The organism is Variovorax sp. P2_H12, from assembly GCF_056403395.1.
In genome coordinates, this window is the sequence record NZ_JBFUFO010000052.1 from 23261 (window position 1) to 39988 (window position 16728).

Here is a 16728-nt window from a genome sequence, read left to right on the forward strand (position 1 = left end):
CGCGGCTGAAAGGACAGACCCCATGTACACGCAAGCGATGGACACGGCAGGCAAGGAAGACGACGGCCGCAAGGCGGTGCGTTCGGCCGACGAGATGCAGCTCGAACAGCGCTTCGACGCCCGCATCGACGAAGGCGGCTTCATCGAGGCCAAGGACTGGATGCCCGAGCACTACCGCAAGACGCTGGTGCGTCAGATCAGCCAGCACGCGCATTCCGAGATCGTCGGCATGCTGCCCGAAGGCAACTGGATCACGCGCGCGCCCACGCTCAAGCGCAAGGCGATCCTGCTGGCCAAGGTGCAGGACGAGGCCGGCCACGGCCTCTACCTGTACTCGGCCGCCGAGACGCTCGGCACCTCGCGCGACCAGATGGTCGATGCGCTGCACTCGGGCCGCGCCAAGTACAGCTCGATCTTCAACTACCCCACGCTGACCTGGGCCGACATGGGCACCATCGGCTGGCTGGTCGACGGCGCCGCGATCATGAACCAGGTGCCGATCTGCCGCTGCTCCTACGCGCCGTATGCGCGCGCCATGATCCGCATCTGCCGCGAGGAGAGCTTCCACCAGCGCCAGGGCTTCGAGGCGCTGCTGACCATGATGCAGCAGGGCACCGAGGCGCAGAAGGCGATGGTGCAGGACGCGGTCAACCGCTGGTGGTGGCCCTCGATCATGATGTTCGGCCCGCCGGACGACCAGTCGCCGAACTCGGCGCAGTCGATGCGCTGGGGCATCAAGCGCTTCACCAACGACGATCTTCGCGCCAAGTTCATCGACGCCGCGATCGAGCAGGCCAAGGTGCTCGGCGTGACGCTGCCCGACCCCGACCTGAAGTGGAACGAGGAGCGCCAGCACCATGACCACGGAGCGATCGACTGGAGCGAGTTCTGGCGCGTCATCGGCGGCGACGGCCCCTGCAACCGCGAGCGCCTCGGCGCCCGCGTGAAGGCCTGGGAAGACGGCGCCTGGGTGCGCGATGCCGCGCTCGCCCATGCCGCCAAGCGGGCGCAGCCGACATCGCTCGCGGCCTGAGACGCGCCGGCTACCGAAAACGAATCAAGGAACGACCCCATGACGAACCCCACACCCGCCTCCGCTGCCGAATGGCCTCTCTGGGAGGTCTTCGTGCGCAGCCGCTCGGGCCTCGACCACAAGCACTGCGGCAGCCTGCACGCGGCCGACCCGAAGATGGCGATCCAGATGGCGCGCGACGTCTACACGCGGCGCCAGGAAGGCACCAGCGTCTGGGTGGTGCGCTCCGACCAGATCGTCGCCAGCGACCCGGCCGACAAGGACATGTACTTCGATCCGATGGAGGACAAGGTCTACCGCCACCCGACCTTCTACAAACTCCCGGGATCCGTGGATCACATGTGAGCGCCTGACCATGCAAGCTTCCATCGCCATCGAATCCACGCCCGCCGTGCAGTACCTGCTGCGCCTCGGCGACACCTGCCTGATCCTCGGCCAGCGCATCGCCGAGTGGTCCGGCCACGCGCCGATCCTCGAGGAAGACATCGCCATGTCGAACATGGCGCTCGACCTGATCGGCCAGGCCCGTGCCGTGCTGACGCACGCGGGCCGCATCGAGGGACGGGGCCACGACGAGGACCAGCTGGCCTTCCTGCGCGACGAGAAGGACTACCTCAACCTCACGCTGGTCGAGCTGCCGCGCGGCGACTTCGCCTTCACGGTGCTGCGCAACGCGATGGTCGCGACGCTGATGAAGCTGCTGTGGGAGCGGCTGCGCGACTCCGCCGACACCGAACTCGCGGGCATCGCCGGCAAGGCGGTCAAGGAGGCGCGCTACCACCAGCAGCATGCGGCCGACTGGGTGGTGCGCCTGGGCGACGGCACCGAGGAATCGCGTCGGCGCATCGAGCGCGCGCTCGAAGACCTCTGGCGCTATGTGCCCGAGATGTTCGAGTCGGACGCGGTCGACGAAGCCGCGGCCTCTGAAGGGCTGGGCCCGCGCTGGTCGGAGCTGCAGGCGCCGTGGCTGGCCGAGATGCGCACGATCCTCGGCGAAGCGGCACTGGCCGAACCCAAGGAAGCGGCTTTTCGCAGCACCGGCAAGCGCGGCGTGCACAGCGAGCACATGGGATACATCCTGGCGGAAATGCAGCACCTGCAGCGCACCTTCCCCGGAGGCGTGTGGTGACTTCGCCCGTCGCAGCCGACACCCGCCGCGCGCAGGCGTGGGATGTGCTCGGCACCGTGCTCGACCCCGAGGTGCCCGCGTTGTCGGTGCGCGACCTGGGCATCGTTCGCGACGTGGTCGAACACGGCGAGGCACTGGAGATTGTGCTGACGCCGACCTACTCCGGCTGCCCCGCGACCGAGGTGATCGAGCACGACGTGCTGGCGGCGATCGACAAGGCCGGACTCGGCCCGGCCTACGTCACGCTGCAGCGCGCACCGGCCTGGACCACCGACTGGATCAGCGCCGAGGGCAAGCGCAAGCTGACCGACTACGGCATCGCGCCGCCCGGACCGGCGTCACCCGACGGCACGGTGCCGATCCGCTTCTTCGGCCGCAGGGTCGATGCGATCGCCTGCCCGCGCTGCGGCAGCAGCAACACGGAGCGGCTGTCGGCCTTCGGCTCGACCGCCTGCAAGGCGATGTACCGCTGCGTGAGCTGCCGCGAACCCTTCGAACATTTCAAACCGATCTGACGGGCCTCCCATGAGTGTCATCTTTCATCCCTTGCGCGTGCGTGCCGTCGAGCCCGACACCGACGAAGCCGTCATCGTCTCCTTCGACGTTCCCGCCGACCTGCGCGAGGCCTTCGGCTTCACCCAGGGCCAGTACCTCACGCTGCGCAAGGACATCGAGGGACAGGACCTGCGCCGCTCGTACTCGATCTGCGCCGGCGTCGACGACGGCGAGCTGCGCGTCGGCGTGCGCAAGGTCAAGGGCGGCACCTTCTCGAACTGGATCAACGAGAAGCTGCAGCCGGGCGACACCATCAGCGTGATGGCGCCGCAGGGCCGCTTCTTCGTGCCGATCGAGCCCGAGGCGCGGCGCCAGCATGTGGGCATCGTCGGCGGCAGCGGCATCACGCCGATCCTGTCGATCATGAAGACCGTGCTGGCGCGCGAGCCGCAGTCGAGCTTCACGCTGATCTACGGCAACCGCAAGCTGCAGTCCACGATGTTCAAGGAAGAACTCGAGGACCTCAAGAACCGCTACATGACGCGGCTGGTGCTGCACCACGTGTTCTCGGGCGAGCCGACCGACGCGCCGCTCCACATGGGCCGCATGGACCGCGCCAAGCTCGGCGAGTTCCTGGCGAGCGTGGTGCCGGCAGGCAGCATCGACCATGCCTACATCTGCGGCCCGTTCCAAATGAACGACGAGGCCGAGGCCGCGCTGCTGGCCGCCGGCGTGCCCGAGGAACGCATCCACATCGAGCGCTTCGGCGTCGCCGCGCCCGAAGGCGCGCCGGTCGGCGCGGTGATCCACGAGGCCCGGCCCGGCGATGCCGAGGTGGCGAAGATCGTCATCGTGCGCGACGGCCTGCAGCGCGAGATCGAGTTCCGAAAGGACCAGCCCAGCATCCTCGACTGCGCCTCGGCGGCCGGCATGGAGGTGCCTTTCTCGTGCACCTCGGGCGTCTGCGGCACCTGCCGTGCCAAGGTCATGGAAGGCAAGGTCCGCATGGAGCGAAACTTCGCGCTCGACAAGAATGAGCTCGCGGCCGGCTTCGTGCTGACCTGCCAGGCCCACCCGCTGACCGAGCGCGTGGTGCTCTCGTTCGACGAACGCTAGAGCCATGAAACACCCCCCGATGCACCTGCGGTGCCTCCCCCCTCAAGGGGGGCGATACCGGCGGCCTGGCAAAGCCAGTTCCGCGGTATCCCTGGCATTTGGCTGCGCCGATTTCATGCGTCGCGGGCCACGCGGTCGCGTGGTGGAGCACTGACATGGCCCGCGGACGTTCTGCCGGATACGACGACCAGCGCGACATGATCCTCGCGCATGCCGCGCTGCTGTTCGCCAACCGCGGCTACTCGGCCACCTCGATGAACCAGGTGGCCGAGGCCTGCGGTTTCTCGAAGGCGCTGCTTTATCACTACTACCGCGACAAGTACAGCCTCTTGGTCAGCATCGCTGAGAACCACGTGTCGCGCCTCGAGGACCTGGTGAGCGACGTCGAGCGGCAGGGCCTGGCGCCCGAGGCCCGCCTGCGCGAACTGATCCGCCGCTTCGTCGAGGAATACGCCGGCGCCAAGCATGCGCACCGCGTGCTGACCGAGGACGTCAAGTTCCTCGAGGAAGCCGACCGCCAGCGCGTGCTCGACACCCAGCGCACGGTGGTCGCCGGCTTCGCGCGCGTGGTGGCCGAATTGCGGCCCGACCTGCAGGAGGCCGCGCTCGCCAAGCCGCTGACCATGCTGCTGTTCGGCATGATCAACTGGATGTTCATCTGGATGCGCCCCGACGGCGAGCTTGACTACGATTCGATGGCGCCGGTGGTGGCCGACCTGTTCCTCGGCGGCCTGCCGGCGGTGCAGCTGCCGGTGCGCGTGGCCGCGGTCGACGGCTGAAGCCCCGGCACTTCGCGCCGGTATTCCCCCTTATCCTCAACCCCCTCGAAAAACCGGAGACAACCCGAATGAAACTTCTCAAACCCATTGCCCTCGCAGCGCTGCTGCTGGCCTCGGCGCTGGCCCAGGCCGACATCAACGTCGGCGTCACCGTGTCGGCCACCGGCCCGGCCGCATCGCTCGGCATCCCCGAGAAGAACACGATCGCGCTGATGCCCAAGACCATCGGCGGCCAGAAGATCAACTACATCGTGCTCGATGACGCCAGCGACACCACGGCCGCGGTCAACAACACGCGCAAGCTGATCTCCGAGAACAAGGTCGACGTGATCCTCGGCTCGACCACCACGCCCAACTCGCTGGCGATGATCGACGTCGCCGCCGAAAGCCAGACGCCCATGATCTCGATGGCCGCCTCGGCGCGCATCATCGAGCCGATGGACGCCAAGAAGCGCTGGGTCTTCAAGACGCCGCAGAACGACATCATGATGTCGCTCGCGATCGCCGAGCACATGGCCGCCAGCGGCGTCAAGACGGTGGGCTTCGTCGGCTTCTCCGACGCCTACGGCGAAGGCTGGTTCCAGGAGTTCACCAAGGCGGCCGACCTGAAGAAGCTCAAGATCGTCGCCAACGAGCGCTATGCGCGCACCGACACCTCGGTCACGGGCCAGACGCTCAAGCTGATGTCGGCCAAGCCCGATGCGGTGCTGGTCGCCGGTTCCGGCACGCCTGCGGCGCTGCCGCAGAAGAGCCTCAAGGAGCGCGGCTACACGGGCAAGGTCTACCAGACCCACGGCGTTGCCAACGCCGACTTCCTGCGCGTCGGCGGCAAGGACGTCGAGGGCACGCTGCTGCCGGCCGGGCCGGTCCTGGTCGCCGACCAGTTGCCCGCGGGCAACCCGGTGAAGAAGTCGGCGCTGACCTATGTGGCCGCCTACGAGGCCGCCAACGGCAAGGGCACGGTGTCGACCTTCGGCGCGCATGCCTGGGACACCGGCCTGCTGATGGCCGCCGCGGTTCCGGTCGCGCTCAAGAAGGCGCAGCCCGGCACGCCCGAGTTCCGCGCCGCGTTGCGTGATGCGCTCGAGCAGGTCAAGGAGCTGCCCGGCGCGCATGGCGTCTTCAACATGACGGCCAACGACCACCTGGGTCTCGACCAGCGCGCGCGCGTGATGGTCAAGATCGAGAACGGCGCCTGGAAGTACATCCCTCCGAATCCTTGACCCACCCCCGATGCCGGCTCACTTCGTGTAGCCGGCCTCCCCCTCAAGGGGGCAACACCAGCGGCCTGGCAAAGCCAGTTCCGCGGTGTTTCCCGAACAGCCTTCACTTCGCTTGGCCTGAAGCCGCGCTTTAGAAAGCTCAAATGGATTTGCAGATCGCCCTCTTGCTGGGGCAGGACGGCATCGTCAACGGCGCGGTCTACGGACTGATGGCCCTGGCCCTGGTGCTGGTGTTTTCCGTCACGCGGGTGATCTTCATCCCGCAGGGCGAACTGGTCGCGTTCGGCGCGCTGTCGATGGCGGCGCTGACGGCCGGGCGCGTGCCGGCCACGCTGTGGCTGCTGGTCGCGCTGGCGGCGACGACGCTGGTGGTCGAGGCCTGGCGCTGGAAGCGCGGCGCCACGGTCGAGTGGAAGTCCACGCTGGTCTGGACGCTGTTCTTCCCCGCACTGGCCGCCGGCCTGGTGCTGGTCCTGCGCCCGGATTCGCTCGCGCTGCAGGCGGTCACGACGCTCTTTCTCATCACGCCGCTCGGCCCGCTGCTGTACCGGCTGACCTATCGCCCGCTGGCGCACGCGAGCGTGCTGATCCTGCTGATCGTCTCGGTGGCGCTGCATGGCGTGCTGGTCGGCCTCGGCCTCCTCTTTTTCGGCGCCGAAGGCTCGCGCACGCCGGCCTTCTCGGAAGCGCGCTTCGACCTCGGCGGCGTGCCGATCACCGGCCAGTCGCTGGTGGTGGTGGGCGTCGCTTTCGTACTGGTGGTCCTGATGTTCCTGTTCTTCGAGCGCTCGATCGTCGGCAAGGCGCTGCGCGCCACCGCGATGAACCGCGTCGGCGCGCGGCTGATGGGCATCCCGACCGACCTGTCGGGCGACCTGAGCTTCGCACTCGCGGCGCTGATCGGCGCGGTCTCGGGCCTGCTGATCGCGCCGCTGACCACCGTCTACTACGACACCGGCTTCCTGATCGGCCTCAAGGGCTTCGTCGCCGCGATCGTCGGCGGGCTCGCCAGCTACCCGATCGCGCTGATCGGTGCACTGCTGGTGGGCCAGCTCGAGGCCTTCTCCTCGTTCTGGGCCAGCGCCTTCAAGGAAGTGCTGGTGTTCACCCTGATCATTCCCGTCCTGTGGTGGCGGTCGCTGCGCAGCCGTCACGTGGAGGATGAAGAATGACCCGGCGTCATCTCACTCTGCTGTGCATTGCCGCGCTGGCGCTCAGCTGGCCCTGGCTGCCCGAGTTCACGGTCACGCTGTTCAGCTACATCGCGCTCTATTCACTGGTCGCGGCCGGGCTCGTGATGCTCACCGGCGTCGGCGGCATGACCTCCTTCGGCCAGGCGGCCTTTGTCGCCATCGGCGCCTACGCGACCGCCTGGGTCTGCACCTCGCCGGCGGCCACCGCGGCGCTCGGCGGCCTGGTGCCGCCCGCGCTGCTGCCCTGGGTCGGGCTGCTGTTCGGGCTGGTGCTGACCTTCGCCGTGGCCTGGGGGCTGGGCGCGATCACCTTGAAGCTCTCGGGCCACTACCTGCCCTTGTGCACGATCGCCTGGGGCCTGAGCCTTTACTTCCTGTTCGGAAACCTGGAGTTCCTCGGTGGGCAGACCGGCATCACGGGCGTGCCGGCGCTCACGATCGGCGGCCTCTCGCTGGCATCGCCGCGCGCGCTGGGGCCCCTGATCTGGGCCGTGCTGCTGCTCGCCCTCTGGGCGCTGCACAACCTGCTCGACTCGCGCGAGGGTCGGGCCGTCCGCGCGCTCAAGTCGGGCCGCGTGATGGCCGAGTCGATGGGTGTCGACACGGCGCGCTACCGGGTCAAGGTGTTCGTGCTCGCCGCGCTGCTTGCGGCGGTGTCGGGCTGGCTCTACGCGCACATGCAGCGCTTCGTGAATCCGACGCCCTTCAACATCAACATCGGCATCGAGTACCTGTTCATGGCGGTGGTGGGCGGATCGGGCCACCTGTGGGGCGCGGTGCTCGGCGCGACGCTGATCACGCTGGTCAAGGAGCAACTGCAGGACATCCTGCCCAAGCTTTTGGGCGCCAGCGGCAACTTCGAGGTGATCGTGTTCGGCCTCCTGATGCTGTTCGTGCTGCAGCGTTTCGCCGAAGGCCTGTGGCCGACGCTGGCGCGCGTGACGGGGCGCTTCCTGAAGCCGACCCCCGTCAAGCCGGCCAAAGGCCTGGCGACCCTCGCGAGCCGCGAACTGCCGCCCGCCGGCGAGCTGCTGCTCGAGGCCGACCGCGTGACCAAGCGCTTCGGCGGCCTGGTCGCCAACAATGCGGTCGCGATGACGCTCAAGGCCGGCGAGGTGCATGCGCTGATCGGCCCGAATGGCGCCGGCAAGAGCACCTTCTTCAACATGATCTCGGGCGTCGACGACCCGACCGAGGGGGAAGTCCGCCTGCTGGGCGCTGCCATGACCGGCAAGCCCTCGCGCGACTTCGCGGCCCGCGGCCTGGGGCGCACCTTCCAGCACGTGCGGCTGCTCGGCACGCGCAGCGTGCTCGAGAACGTGGCGCTCGGCGCGCATCGGCGCGGGCACCGGGGCTGGATCGCCTCGATGCTGCGGCTCGACCGCGCCGAGGAGGCGGCGCTGCTGGCCGAAGCCAGGCGGCAGATCGAGCGCTGCGGCCTCGGCGCGCATGCCGATGCGCCGGCCGCTTCGCTGGCACTGGGCCAGCAGCGCGTGGTCGAGATCGCGCGCGCGCTGGCGGGCCAGCCGGCTGCGCTGCTGCTCGACGAGCCGGCCGCCGGCCTGCGCCACCTCGAGAAGCAGGCGCTGGCCGATCTGCTCGCGCAGTTGCGCGCCGAAGGCCTGGGCATCCTGGTGGTCGAGCACGACATGGAATTCGTCATGAATCTGGCCGACCGCATCACGGTGCTGGAGTTCGGCGCCGTCATCGCCGAGGGCACGCCGGCCCAGGTGCAATCCAACCCCCGTGTGCTGGACGCCTACCTGGGCGGCAGCGACGACGAACCGATCGCGGTGGCCGCATGACGAATCCACTTTTCGAGTTGCAGGACTTCAGCGTCGCCTACGGTGCGGTCGAGGCGGTGCACCGCGTCGCGCTGCGCGTCGACGAAGGCGAGATCGTCACCGTCATCGGCCCCAACGGCGCCGGCAAGACCACGCTGCTGTGCGCCGCGATGGGCCTGCTGCCTTCCAGCGGCAGCCTGACCCTCGCGGGCGAGCGCATCGCCAGGCCCAGCGTCGAGGCGATGGTCGCGCGCGGCGTGGCGCTGGTGCCCGAGCGGCGCGAGCTGTTCGGCGAGATGCCGGTCGAGGACAACCTGCTGCTCGGCGGCTTCTACCGCTGGCGCACCGGCCGCCGCGACCAGAAGGAGCGCATGGAGGAGGTCTTCGCGATCTTCCCGCGCCTGAAGGAGCGCCGCGCGCAGCTCGCCAACACGCTGTCGGGCGGCGAGCGCCAGATGCTGGCCATCGGCCGCGCGCTGATGGCGCGGCCGCGCCTGCTGATGCTCGACGAGCCCTCGCTCGGCCTGGCACCGCTGATCGTGCGCGAGGTGCTGCACGTGGTGTCCTCGCTGCGCGCGCACGGCGTCTCGGTGCTGCTGGTGGAGCAGAACGCGCGCGCCGCCCTGCAGGTCGCCGACCGCGGCTATGTGCTGGAAACCGGCGCGGTCGCGCTCACCGGCCCGGCGCAGGATCTGCTGCACGACCGCCGGATCATCGACACCTACCTCGGTCTCGGCAACAAGAACGCCGCGGTCGCCGTGACCGCCTAACCCAACCCTTCCGGGAGAACCCCATGACCCAGATCCTTCAGAGCTTCATCGGCGGCCGCTGGCTCGGTACGCAGGGCGCGCAAGTGCTGCGCAGCGCCATCAATGGCCGCGCCGTGGCGAGCACCCATGCCGAGGCCATCGACTTCGGCGAGGCGCTGAACCACGCCCGCACGGTCGGCCTGACGAACCTGCTGGCGATGGATTTCCAGCAGCGCGCGCAGCGCCTGCGCGCCATCGCCAAGTACCTCGCCGAGCACAAGGAAGAGCTCTACGCGATCTCGGTCCACACCGGCGCCACGCGCGCCGACAGCTGGGTCGACATCGAGGGCGGCGCCGGCACGCTGGCGGCGTATGCCGGCATCGGCGGCAACGAACTGCCCTCGGGCAACCTGGTGCACGAAGGCCCGGCGATGCCGCTGGGCAAGAAGGGCGGCTTCGCGGGCACCCACATCCTGGTGCCGCGCCGCGGCGTCGCGGTGCACATCAACGCCTTCAACTTCCCGGTCTGGGGCCTGCTCGAGAAATGGGCGCCGAGCTTCCTCGCGGGCATGCCCTGCATCGGCAAGCCGGCCACCTCGACCAGCTACCTGACCGAAGCGCTGGTGCGCCTCATGCATCGCTCGGGCCTGCTGCCCGAGGGCAGCCTGCAGCTGGTGATCGGCAGCACCGGCGACCTGCTCGACCGGCTCGACGGCAGCGATGTCGTGACGTTCACGGGCTCGGCCGACACCGCCGCCAAGCTGCGCGTGCACCCGAACATCGTGCGCCAGTCGATTCCCTTCAACGCCGAGGCCGACTCGCTGAACTGCGCGATCCTGGCGCCGGACGTTTCGCCCGACGACGAGGAGTTCGATCTCTTCGTGAAGGAGGTGGCGCGCGAGATGACGGTCAAGTCGGGCCAGAAGTGCACCGCGATCCGGCGCGCCATCGTGCCGCGCCAGCACCTCGATGCGGTGTCCGAGAAGCTGCGCGCGCGGCTCGCCAAGACGGTGGTCGGCGACCCGGCGCGCGAAGACGTACGCATGGGCGCGCTGGCCTCGCACGCCCAGCAGGCCGACGTGGCCGAGCGCGTGCGGCTGCTGATGCAGGGCGCCGAGCTGGTCTACGGCGAGCGCGACGGCTTCGCGCCGCAGGGCGAGGGCGTGGCCGAAGGCGCGTTCTTCGCGCCGACCCTGCTGCTGGCGCGCGACCCGCTCGGCAATGACGCGGTGCACGACATCGAGGCCTTCGGCCCGGTCAGCACGCTGATGGCTTACGACGGCCTCGACGAGGCGCTGGCGCTGGCCGCGCGCGGCCGCGGCAGTCTGGTCGGCACGCTGGTCACCAAAGACCCGGCGACGGCGGCCAGGGTGATCCCGGTCGCCGCGGCGCACCACGGCCGCATGCTGGTGCTGGACCGCGAGGCCGCCGCCGAATCGACCGGCCATGGCTCGCCGCTGCCCTTCCTCAAGCACGGCGGCCCGGGCCGTGCGGGCGGTGGCGAGGAGCTCGGCGGCCTGCGTGCCGTCAAGCACTACCTGCAGCGCGCGGCGCTGCAGGGCTCGCCCAGCATGATCGCGGCCGTCACCGGCGAGTACATGCGCGGCGCCAGGCTCAACGAATCCGAGCTGCACCCGTTCCGCAAGCACTTCGAGGACCTGGCCATCGGCGACTCGCTGCTGACCCACCGCCGCACCGTCGGCGAGGCCGACATCGTGGCCTTCGGCGGCATCTCGGGCGACTATTTCTACATGCACTTCGACGAGATCGCGGCCAAGGAAAGCCCGTTCGGCAAGCGCATCGCGCACGGCTACTTCGTGCTGTCGGCGGCGGCCGGGCTGTTCGTCTCGCCGGCGCCCGGACCGGTGCTGGCGAACTACGGCCTCGACACACTGCGCTTCGTCAAGCCCGTGGGCATCGGCGACACGATCCGCGCCCGGCTCACCTGCAAGCGCAAGATCGACCGCCAGAAGAAGGATGCCAACGGCGTCGGCCAGGGCGTGGTCGCCTGGGATGTCGAGGTGACCAACCAGGATGGCGATCTGGTCGCGAGCTACGACATCTTGACACTCGTGGCCAAGAAGGGGTGACTCGCCCCCAGGTTGTCCCGCACTTCGTGTCGGGACGCCCACCCCCTGCCGGGGGCAACACCAGCGGCCCGGCAAAGCCGGTTCCGCGGTGTTTCACGAACAGGCCTCGCTTCGCGGGCCGCGTCCTGAAGCCACGCTCGGCCGCTCTTTCTTACAGCGGCGGGCGCGACCCGCATTAGGATTCGTGGCTGGAGGATATCCATGCCCGCAGCCTCCCGAGCGCGCGAAGCCCTGGCGCCGTACCACGGCAAGCGCGATTTCAAGAAGACGCCCGAACCCCGCACCGGCGGCAAGCCGGCCCAGGGCGTGCTGTCCTTCGTCGTGCAGAAGCACCACGCGAGCCATCTGCACTACGACTTCCGGCTCGAACTCGACGGCACGCTGAAGAGCTGGGCGGTGCCCAAGGGCCCCTGCCTGGACCCCACGGTCAAGCGCATGGCGGTGCAGGTGGAGGACCATCCGATCGCCTATGGCGACTTCGAAGGCACCATCCCGCCGAAGCAGTACGGCGCCGGGACCGTGATCGTCTGGGACCGCGGCGAGTGGTCGCCCGAGGGCGATCCGCGCCAGGCGCTGGCGGAGGGCCAGCTCAAGTTCTCCCTGCGCGGCGGCAAGCTGCGCGGCCGCTGGGCGCTGGTGCGCATGCGCGGCGAGGGCGAGAAGCAGACGCCCTGGCTGCTGATCAAGGAAAGGGACGCCGAGGCGCGACCGCTGGCGGACTACGACGTGGTCGAGGCCGAGCCCGACAGCGTGCTGAGCGGCCGCGGCGTTGATGACCCGGCGCCGCGCGCGGCCCTTGCCGCGACGACGAAGAGCCCCGCGAAGCATGCGGGCCGCAAGGCCGCCTTGCCGGCAGCGCTCGCACCGCAGCTGGCGACCCTGGCCGCCGCAGCGCCCGCCACGCCCGGCGAATGGCTCTACGAACTCAAGTTCGACGGCTACCGCCTGCTGACGCGCATCGATGGCGGCAAGGTGCAATGCATCACGCGCAACGGCCACGACTGGACCGCGAAGCTGCCGGTGCTGGCGAAGGCGCTCGCGCGGCTCAAGACGCGTTCGGCCTGGCTCGATGGCGAGATCGTGGTCGAGGGCGACCACGGGGCACCCGACTTTCAGCTGCTGCAGAACGCCTTCGACCGCGGCGCCACCTCGGCCATCGTCTACTGGCTGTTCGACGCGCCCTTCCTCGACGGCCTCGACCTGCGCGCGCTGCCGGTCGAGGAGCGGCGCGCGCGGCTCGCGCGCCTGCTGGGCAGCGAGCCACCGGCGCCGCTGCGGTTCAGCGAGGCTTTCGAGGCGGCACCGCGCGACCTGCTGGCGGCGTCGGCCAGGCTGGGCTTCGAGGGCATCGTCGGCAAGCGCAAGGGCTCGGGCTACGTCTCGCGCCGATCCTCCGACTGGATCAAGCTCAAGAACCAGCACCGGCAGGAGTTCGTCATCGGCGGCTACACCGCGCCCCAGGGTGCGCGCTCGGGCTTCGGTTCGCTGCTGCTCGGCGTGCATGACGACGAGGGCCGGCTGGCCTATTGCGGCAACGTCGGTACCGGCTTCGACGAAAGCCGGCTCGCCGACATCAAGGCCCGGCTCGACAAGCAAGCCAGCGACACGTGCCCGTTCAGCGAGAGGCCGGCCGGCGCCAAGGCGCAATGGGTCAAGCCGGTGCTGGTCTGCGAGGTGTCCTTCGGCGAGTGGACCCGCGAGGGCCGGATCCGCCACTCGGTGTTCCAGGGCCTGCGCAGCGACAAGCCGGCGGCGCAGATCCGGCGCGAGCGCGCCGAGCCGCCCGAAGCGGCGCCGGCMGGCGCCGACGCCGGGAAAGGAGCAAGGAAGTCCATGGACCTGCGCATCACCCACGCCGAGCGCGTGATCGACAAGAAGAGCGGCATCACCAAGGGCGAACTGGTGGCCTTCTACGACCAGGTGGCCGAAGCGATGCTGCCGCACCTCAAGGGCCGACCGGTGGCGCTGGTGCGTGCGCCCGAAGGCATCGGCGGCGAGCTGTTCTTCCAGAAGCATGCGCAGCAGGGCGAGATGCCGGGCGTGAAGCTGCTCGACCCCTCGCTCGACCGCGACCACGAGCCTCTGCTGCAGATCGACACCGCGCGCGGCCTGCTGTCGGCGGCGCAGATGAACGTGATCGAGTTCCACACCTGGAACGCCACCTCGAAGGCTATCGACACGCCCGACCGCATGACCTTCGACCTCGACCCGGGCGAGGGCGTGCCCTGGGAGCGGATGCTGGAGGCCGCCATGCTGGTGCGGACGCTGCTCACCGAGCTGGGCCTGCCGGCCTTCCTGAAGACCAGCGGGGGCAAGGGACTGCATGTGCTGGTGCCGATCAAGCGGCACTACGGATGGGACGCCGTGAAGGGTTTCTCGCAGGCGGTCGTGCAGCATCTGGCCAGCACGATTCCCGAGCGCTTCGTCGCCAGGAGCGGGCCGCGCAACCGGGTCGGCAAGATCTTCGTCGACTACCTGCGCAACGGCTTCGGCGCCACGACGGTGAGCGCCTGGTCGGCACGGTCGCGCCCGGGGCTCGGTGTCTCGGTGCCGCTGGCGTGGGACGAGCTTCCCGAGCTCACGAGCGCCGCGCAGTGGACCGTGCGGAACATCGCGCACCGCCTTCCCTCCGGCAATCGGCCCTGGGCCGAGATGGAGAAGAGCCGCAAGGCCCTCGGTGCGGCCATGAAGACGCTGGGCTACGCGCCGCAGAGAGAGCGAGAGGAACCATGACACCCGACGCACCACTGCTCGCCAGCCAGCTCATCGTGCGGGCCTGCCTGTTCCTGGTGGCCGCGATCGCCCTGTTCGGCGGTGCCCTTCAGATGTTCCTGGGGCAGCCGGACACCAGCGCGCGCCTGGACAATGTCCACCGCTTCATGGCGGGTGTCTACTTCTCGGTGGGCGTGATCTGCTTCTGGGCCGCGGTCACCGTCCGGGAGCAGGGCGTGCTGGTCTATCTGCTGGCCCTGGGCGTGCTTCTCGCGGGCATCGGCAGGCTGGTGTCCATGGCCAAGGTGGGTCTGCCCGAGCCCCGTTCCGTCTGGCTGGCCTACCTGGTTCCCGAACTGGTTCTTCCGTTCGTGATGGCGGCGGCGCACTACGCGGGCCGTTGAAGATCGAAGCCTTCAGGCGATATGCTCGATGCAACCTTCGCTCCTCATCTCCCCGTGAAAGCATCCGTATTCATTGCCGCGAGCATCGACGGATTCATCGCGCGACCCAACGGCGACCTCGACTGGCTGCCCATGGAAAAGGACGTCGATGGGGGTGACTTCGGCTACCAGGCGTTCCTGGATTCGGTCGATACGGTCGTCATGGGCCGGCACACCTACGAGAAGGTCCTGGGTTTCGAAGGCGATTGGCCGTTCGGCGGCAAGCGCGTGGTGGTCCTGAGCACCCGAAGCGCGAACATCCCGGCCAGGCTCGCAGGCCAGGTCGCGTGGATGGAGGGCCCACCGCATCGGATCCTGGAGCAGATCGGCGCCGAAGGCGCCAGGCACCTGTACATCGATGGCGGACGGACCATCCAGGCGTTCCTGCAGGCCCGCCTGATCCACCGACTCATCGTCACGCGAATCCCGGTCCTTCTGGGCAGCGGCATTCCTCTGTTCGGCCCGTTGGAGAGCGACCTCCCTCTGCGGCACCTGCGCACCGCGGCGTACGCGAACGGCATGGTCCAGAGCGAGTACGCGATCTGAGGCCGGCCCACCACGGCCCACGCGGCCGCCGCTGGCGTACGGTCGACAGCACCGTGGCCGGGTTTGCGCTACCAACTCACACGCAGGCCGATCGTGCCCTGCACCGACGACTTCACCTGGGCGTCGCCGCCGGTGCTGAACAAGTGCCCGACTTCGCCATACAACGTGGTGACGGTTGTCAGCGCCAGCGAGAAGCCGCCCGCCACTTCCGCCGAGGTGTAGCCGCTCGCGCTGGCGATGCGGGTGCTGGCGGCGGGGCCGATGAAAGTCACCACGTCGGCGCCCGAACTCGCGCTATAGACGTTGACACGTACATAAGGCTGCAGCCGCCCCGCCCCGGTGGCCATGTCGCCCTTGATGCGCACACCCAGGCGGCCGATCCAGCCGCCTTCGGCGTCTTGATGGACGCGCGCGCCGAGGGTCCACACATCGTCGAAACTTGTCTTCTGGCGGACAAGCTGTGCCTGCGGCTCGATGGTCCAGTCCTCGGCCAGGGCGAAGGACTTGCCGGTTTCGATCGATGCCGTGAAGCTGCGCGCCTTGCCCGATGTCGTGAGACTGCCGTCGGGCCGTACGTCGTAGCGGTGGCTGCCCGCTTGCAGCACGGCGTCGGCATACCAGCCGCTTGCATCCTTCCAGGTCGCATAGCCGCCGAGGTAGCTCGATTGCAGATCGGTGTTGCCGACCCGGCCGAAGGTGCCGCGCGCGTTGCCGCTCACGTCGGCGCCCCCGTCCAGCGCGCCGGCAAAGATGCCGACGCGCCAGTCGTTGCTGGCCAGCAGGTCGGTGCCGGCCTGCAGGCCGCTCAGGTGCCCCTGGCTGTGCGGGGCGGCGCTGCCGTCCTGGCTGATGTCGAGGTCGGTGTAGATGGCTCGCGCCCAGGCCTCGCGGCCGGCACTCGTATCACCGACGCGGCGGTGCAGGTTGCCGAGCATCGCGAGATCGCCCTGGCGAACTTGTGCCGGCAGGGCGGCGAAGATCGGCATTTCGTTTCGGTATTCGGGCGCGACCGGGGCGGGCGCGACGACGTTCTGTTCGGACTGTGCCGTCGCCGACGTGTCCTCCACGGTTTTCGTCTCGGAGCTCTTGGCGCCCGCTTCCGCGCCCGCGGCGGCCGCCGTCGCTGGGGCCGCTGCCGCAGATGAGGCTGCAGGAGTCGCGGGAGCAGGAGCAGGAGCAGGAGCAGGAGCAGGGGCCGGGGCCGGGGCCGGGGCGGGAGCGGGAGCGGGAGCGGGAGCGGGAGCCGGAGCCGGAGCCGGAGCCGGAGCCGGAGCCGGAGCCGGAGCGGGAGCCGGAGCCGGAGCCGGAGCCGGAGCCGGAGCCGGAGCAGGGGCAGGGGCAGGAGCAGGAGCAGGGGCCGGGGCCGGAGCAGGGGCCGGGGCCGGAGCAGGAGCAGGAGCAGGAGCAGGAGCAGGAGCAGGAGCAGGAGCAGGGGC

The 16728-nt window shown here is 69.4% G+C and carries 16 protein-coding genes; 15 read left to right on the top strand and 1 reads right to left on the bottom strand.

Annotated elements, in window-relative coordinates; translation table 11 throughout:
• Positions 1-22: 22 nt before the first annotated feature.
• From paaA to AC1DYK_RS30935, 14 genes are all read left to right on the top strand, one after another.
• Positions 23-1033: a 1,2-phenylacetyl-CoA epoxidase subunit PaaA gene (gene paaA / locus AC1DYK_RS30870; protein WP_478169776.1), complete on the top strand. Its 1011-nt coding sequence runs from the start codon at positions 23-25 to the stop codon at positions 1031-1033.
• A gap of 39 nt (positions 1034-1072) precedes the next feature.
• The gene (paaB, locus tag AC1DYK_RS30875; RefSeq protein WP_286372007.1) at positions 1073-1378 is read left to right on the top strand and encodes a 1,2-phenylacetyl-CoA epoxidase subunit PaaB; all 306 of its coding nucleotides are present in this window, start codon (positions 1073-1075) and stop codon (positions 1376-1378) included.
• A 10-nt stretch (positions 1379-1388) separates the two neighbouring features.
• A complete protein-coding gene (gene paaC / locus AC1DYK_RS30880) occupies positions 1389-2162 on the top strand; it encodes a 1,2-phenylacetyl-CoA epoxidase subunit PaaC (RefSeq protein WP_478169777.1) in 774 nt (257 codons plus the stop codon).
• Entirely contained in the window at positions 2156-2677 is a 522-nt protein-coding gene (gene paaD, locus AC1DYK_RS30885) for a 1,2-phenylacetyl-CoA epoxidase subunit PaaD (protein WP_478169778.1), read from the top strand. The genes paaC and paaD overlap by 7 nt, the downstream gene beginning before the upstream one ends.
• A gap of 10 nt (positions 2678-2687) precedes the next feature.
• Entirely contained in the window at positions 2688-3773 is a 1086-nt protein-coding gene (gene paaE, locus AC1DYK_RS30890; protein WP_478169779.1) for a 1,2-phenylacetyl-CoA epoxidase subunit PaaE, read from the top strand.
• Positions 3774-3928: 155 nt separating this feature from the next.
• A complete protein-coding gene (locus tag AC1DYK_RS30895; RefSeq protein ID WP_478169780.1) occupies positions 3929-4552 on the top strand; it encodes a TetR/AcrR family transcriptional regulator in 624 nt (207 codons plus the stop codon).
• 68 nt (positions 4553-4620) lie between these two features.
• Positions 4621-5775, top strand: coding sequence for an ABC transporter substrate-binding protein (locus tag AC1DYK_RS30900; RefSeq protein WP_478169781.1), 1155 nt, complete (start codon positions 4621-4623; stop codon positions 5773-5775).
• Between the two features lie 143 nt (positions 5776-5918).
• Complete coding sequence (locus AC1DYK_RS30905) at positions 5919-6947, top strand: branched-chain amino acid ABC transporter permease (protein WP_478169782.1); 1029 nt, start codon at positions 5919-5921, stop codon at positions 6945-6947.
• Positions 6944-8773 (top strand): branched-chain amino acid ABC transporter ATP-binding protein/permease, encoded by a 1830-nt coding sequence (locus AC1DYK_RS30910; RefSeq protein ID WP_478169783.1) that lies wholly within the window; start codon positions 6944-6946, stop codon positions 8771-8773. Before AC1DYK_RS30905 ends, AC1DYK_RS30910 begins: the two co-directional genes overlap by 4 nt.
• Positions 8770-9522 carry an ABC transporter ATP-binding protein gene (locus AC1DYK_RS30915; RefSeq protein ID WP_478089787.1) on the top strand — a complete coding sequence of 251 codons (753 nt, stop codon included), beginning with the start codon at positions 8770-8772 and terminating at the stop codon, positions 9520-9522. The genes AC1DYK_RS30910 and AC1DYK_RS30915 overlap by 4 nt, the downstream gene beginning before the upstream one ends.
• 23 nt (positions 9523-9545) lie before the next feature.
• On the top strand, positions 9546-11591 hold the full coding sequence (paaZ, locus tag AC1DYK_RS30920; RefSeq protein ID WP_478169784.1) for a phenylacetic acid degradation bifunctional protein PaaZ: 2046 nt from the start codon (positions 9546-9548) through the stop codon (positions 11589-11591).
• 201 nt (positions 11592-11792) lie between these two features.
• The gene (gene ligD, locus AC1DYK_RS30925) at positions 11793-14324 is read left to right on the top strand and encodes a DNA ligase D (protein WP_478169785.1); all 2532 of its coding nucleotides are present in this window, start codon (positions 11793-11795) and stop codon (positions 14322-14324) included.
• On the top strand, positions 14321-14707 hold the full coding sequence (locus AC1DYK_RS30930; protein WP_478089790.1) for a DUF4345 family protein: 387 nt from the start codon (positions 14321-14323) through the stop codon (positions 14705-14707). Before ligD ends, AC1DYK_RS30930 begins: the two co-directional genes overlap by 4 nt.
• A 54-nt stretch (positions 14708-14761) precedes the next feature.
• Positions 14762-15292, top strand: a complete 531-nt coding sequence (locus AC1DYK_RS30935; RefSeq protein WP_478169786.1) for a dihydrofolate reductase family protein — start codon at positions 14762-14764, stop codon at positions 15290-15292.
• A gap of 68 nt (positions 15293-15360) precedes the next feature.
• Here the strand turns inward: AC1DYK_RS30935 and AC1DYK_RS30940 are convergent, their stop codons facing one another.
• Positions 15361-16359, bottom strand: a complete 999-nt coding sequence (locus AC1DYK_RS30940) for an autotransporter family protein (protein ID WP_478169787.1) — start codon at positions 16357-16359, stop codon at positions 15361-15363.
• Between the two features lie 74 nt (positions 16360-16433).
• Between AC1DYK_RS30940 and AC1DYK_RS30945 the strand changes: the two genes are divergently transcribed.
• Positions 16434-16728: hypothetical protein (locus AC1DYK_RS30945; protein WP_478169788.1), on the top strand; the 295-nt coding region annotated here is incomplete at its 3' end.

Bases quoted from the DNA above. Each gene is read 5' to 3' on its own strand.
- paaA (WP_478169776.1), top strand. From the start codon at position 23: ATGTACACGCAAGCGATGGACACGGCAGGCAAGGAAGACGACGGCCGC.
- paaB (WP_286372007.1), top strand. From the start codon at position 1,073: ATGACGAACCCCACACCCGCCTCCGCTGCCGAATGGCCTCTCTGGGAG.
- paaC (WP_478169777.1), top strand. From the start codon at position 1,389: ATGCAAGCTTCCATCGCCATCGAATCCACGCCCGCCGTGCAGTACCTG.
- paaE (WP_478169779.1), top strand. From the start codon at position 2,688: ATGAGTGTCATCTTTCATCCCTTGCGCGTGCGTGCCGTCGAGCCCGAC.
- AC1DYK_RS30895 (WP_478169780.1), top strand. From the start codon at position 3,929: ATGGCCCGCGGACGTTCTGCCGGATACGACGACCAGCGCGACATGATC.
- AC1DYK_RS30900 (WP_478169781.1), top strand. From the start codon at position 4,621: ATGAAACTTCTCAAACCCATTGCCCTCGCAGCGCTGCTGCTGGCCTCG.
- AC1DYK_RS30905 (WP_478169782.1), top strand. From the start codon at position 5,919: ATGGATTTGCAGATCGCCCTCTTGCTGGGGCAGGACGGCATCGTCAAC.
- AC1DYK_RS30910 (WP_478169783.1), top strand. From the start codon at position 6,944: ATGACCCGGCGTCATCTCACTCTGCTGTGCATTGCCGCGCTGGCGCTC.
- AC1DYK_RS30915 (WP_478089787.1), top strand. From the start codon at position 8,770: ATGACGAATCCACTTTTCGAGTTGCAGGACTTCAGCGTCGCCTACGGT.
- paaZ (WP_478169784.1), top strand. From the start codon at position 9,546: ATGACCCAGATCCTTCAGAGCTTCATCGGCGGCCGCTGGCTCGGTACG.
- AC1DYK_RS30930 (WP_478089790.1), top strand. From the start codon at position 14,321: ATGACACCCGACGCACCACTGCTCGCCAGCCAGCTCATCGTGCGGGCC.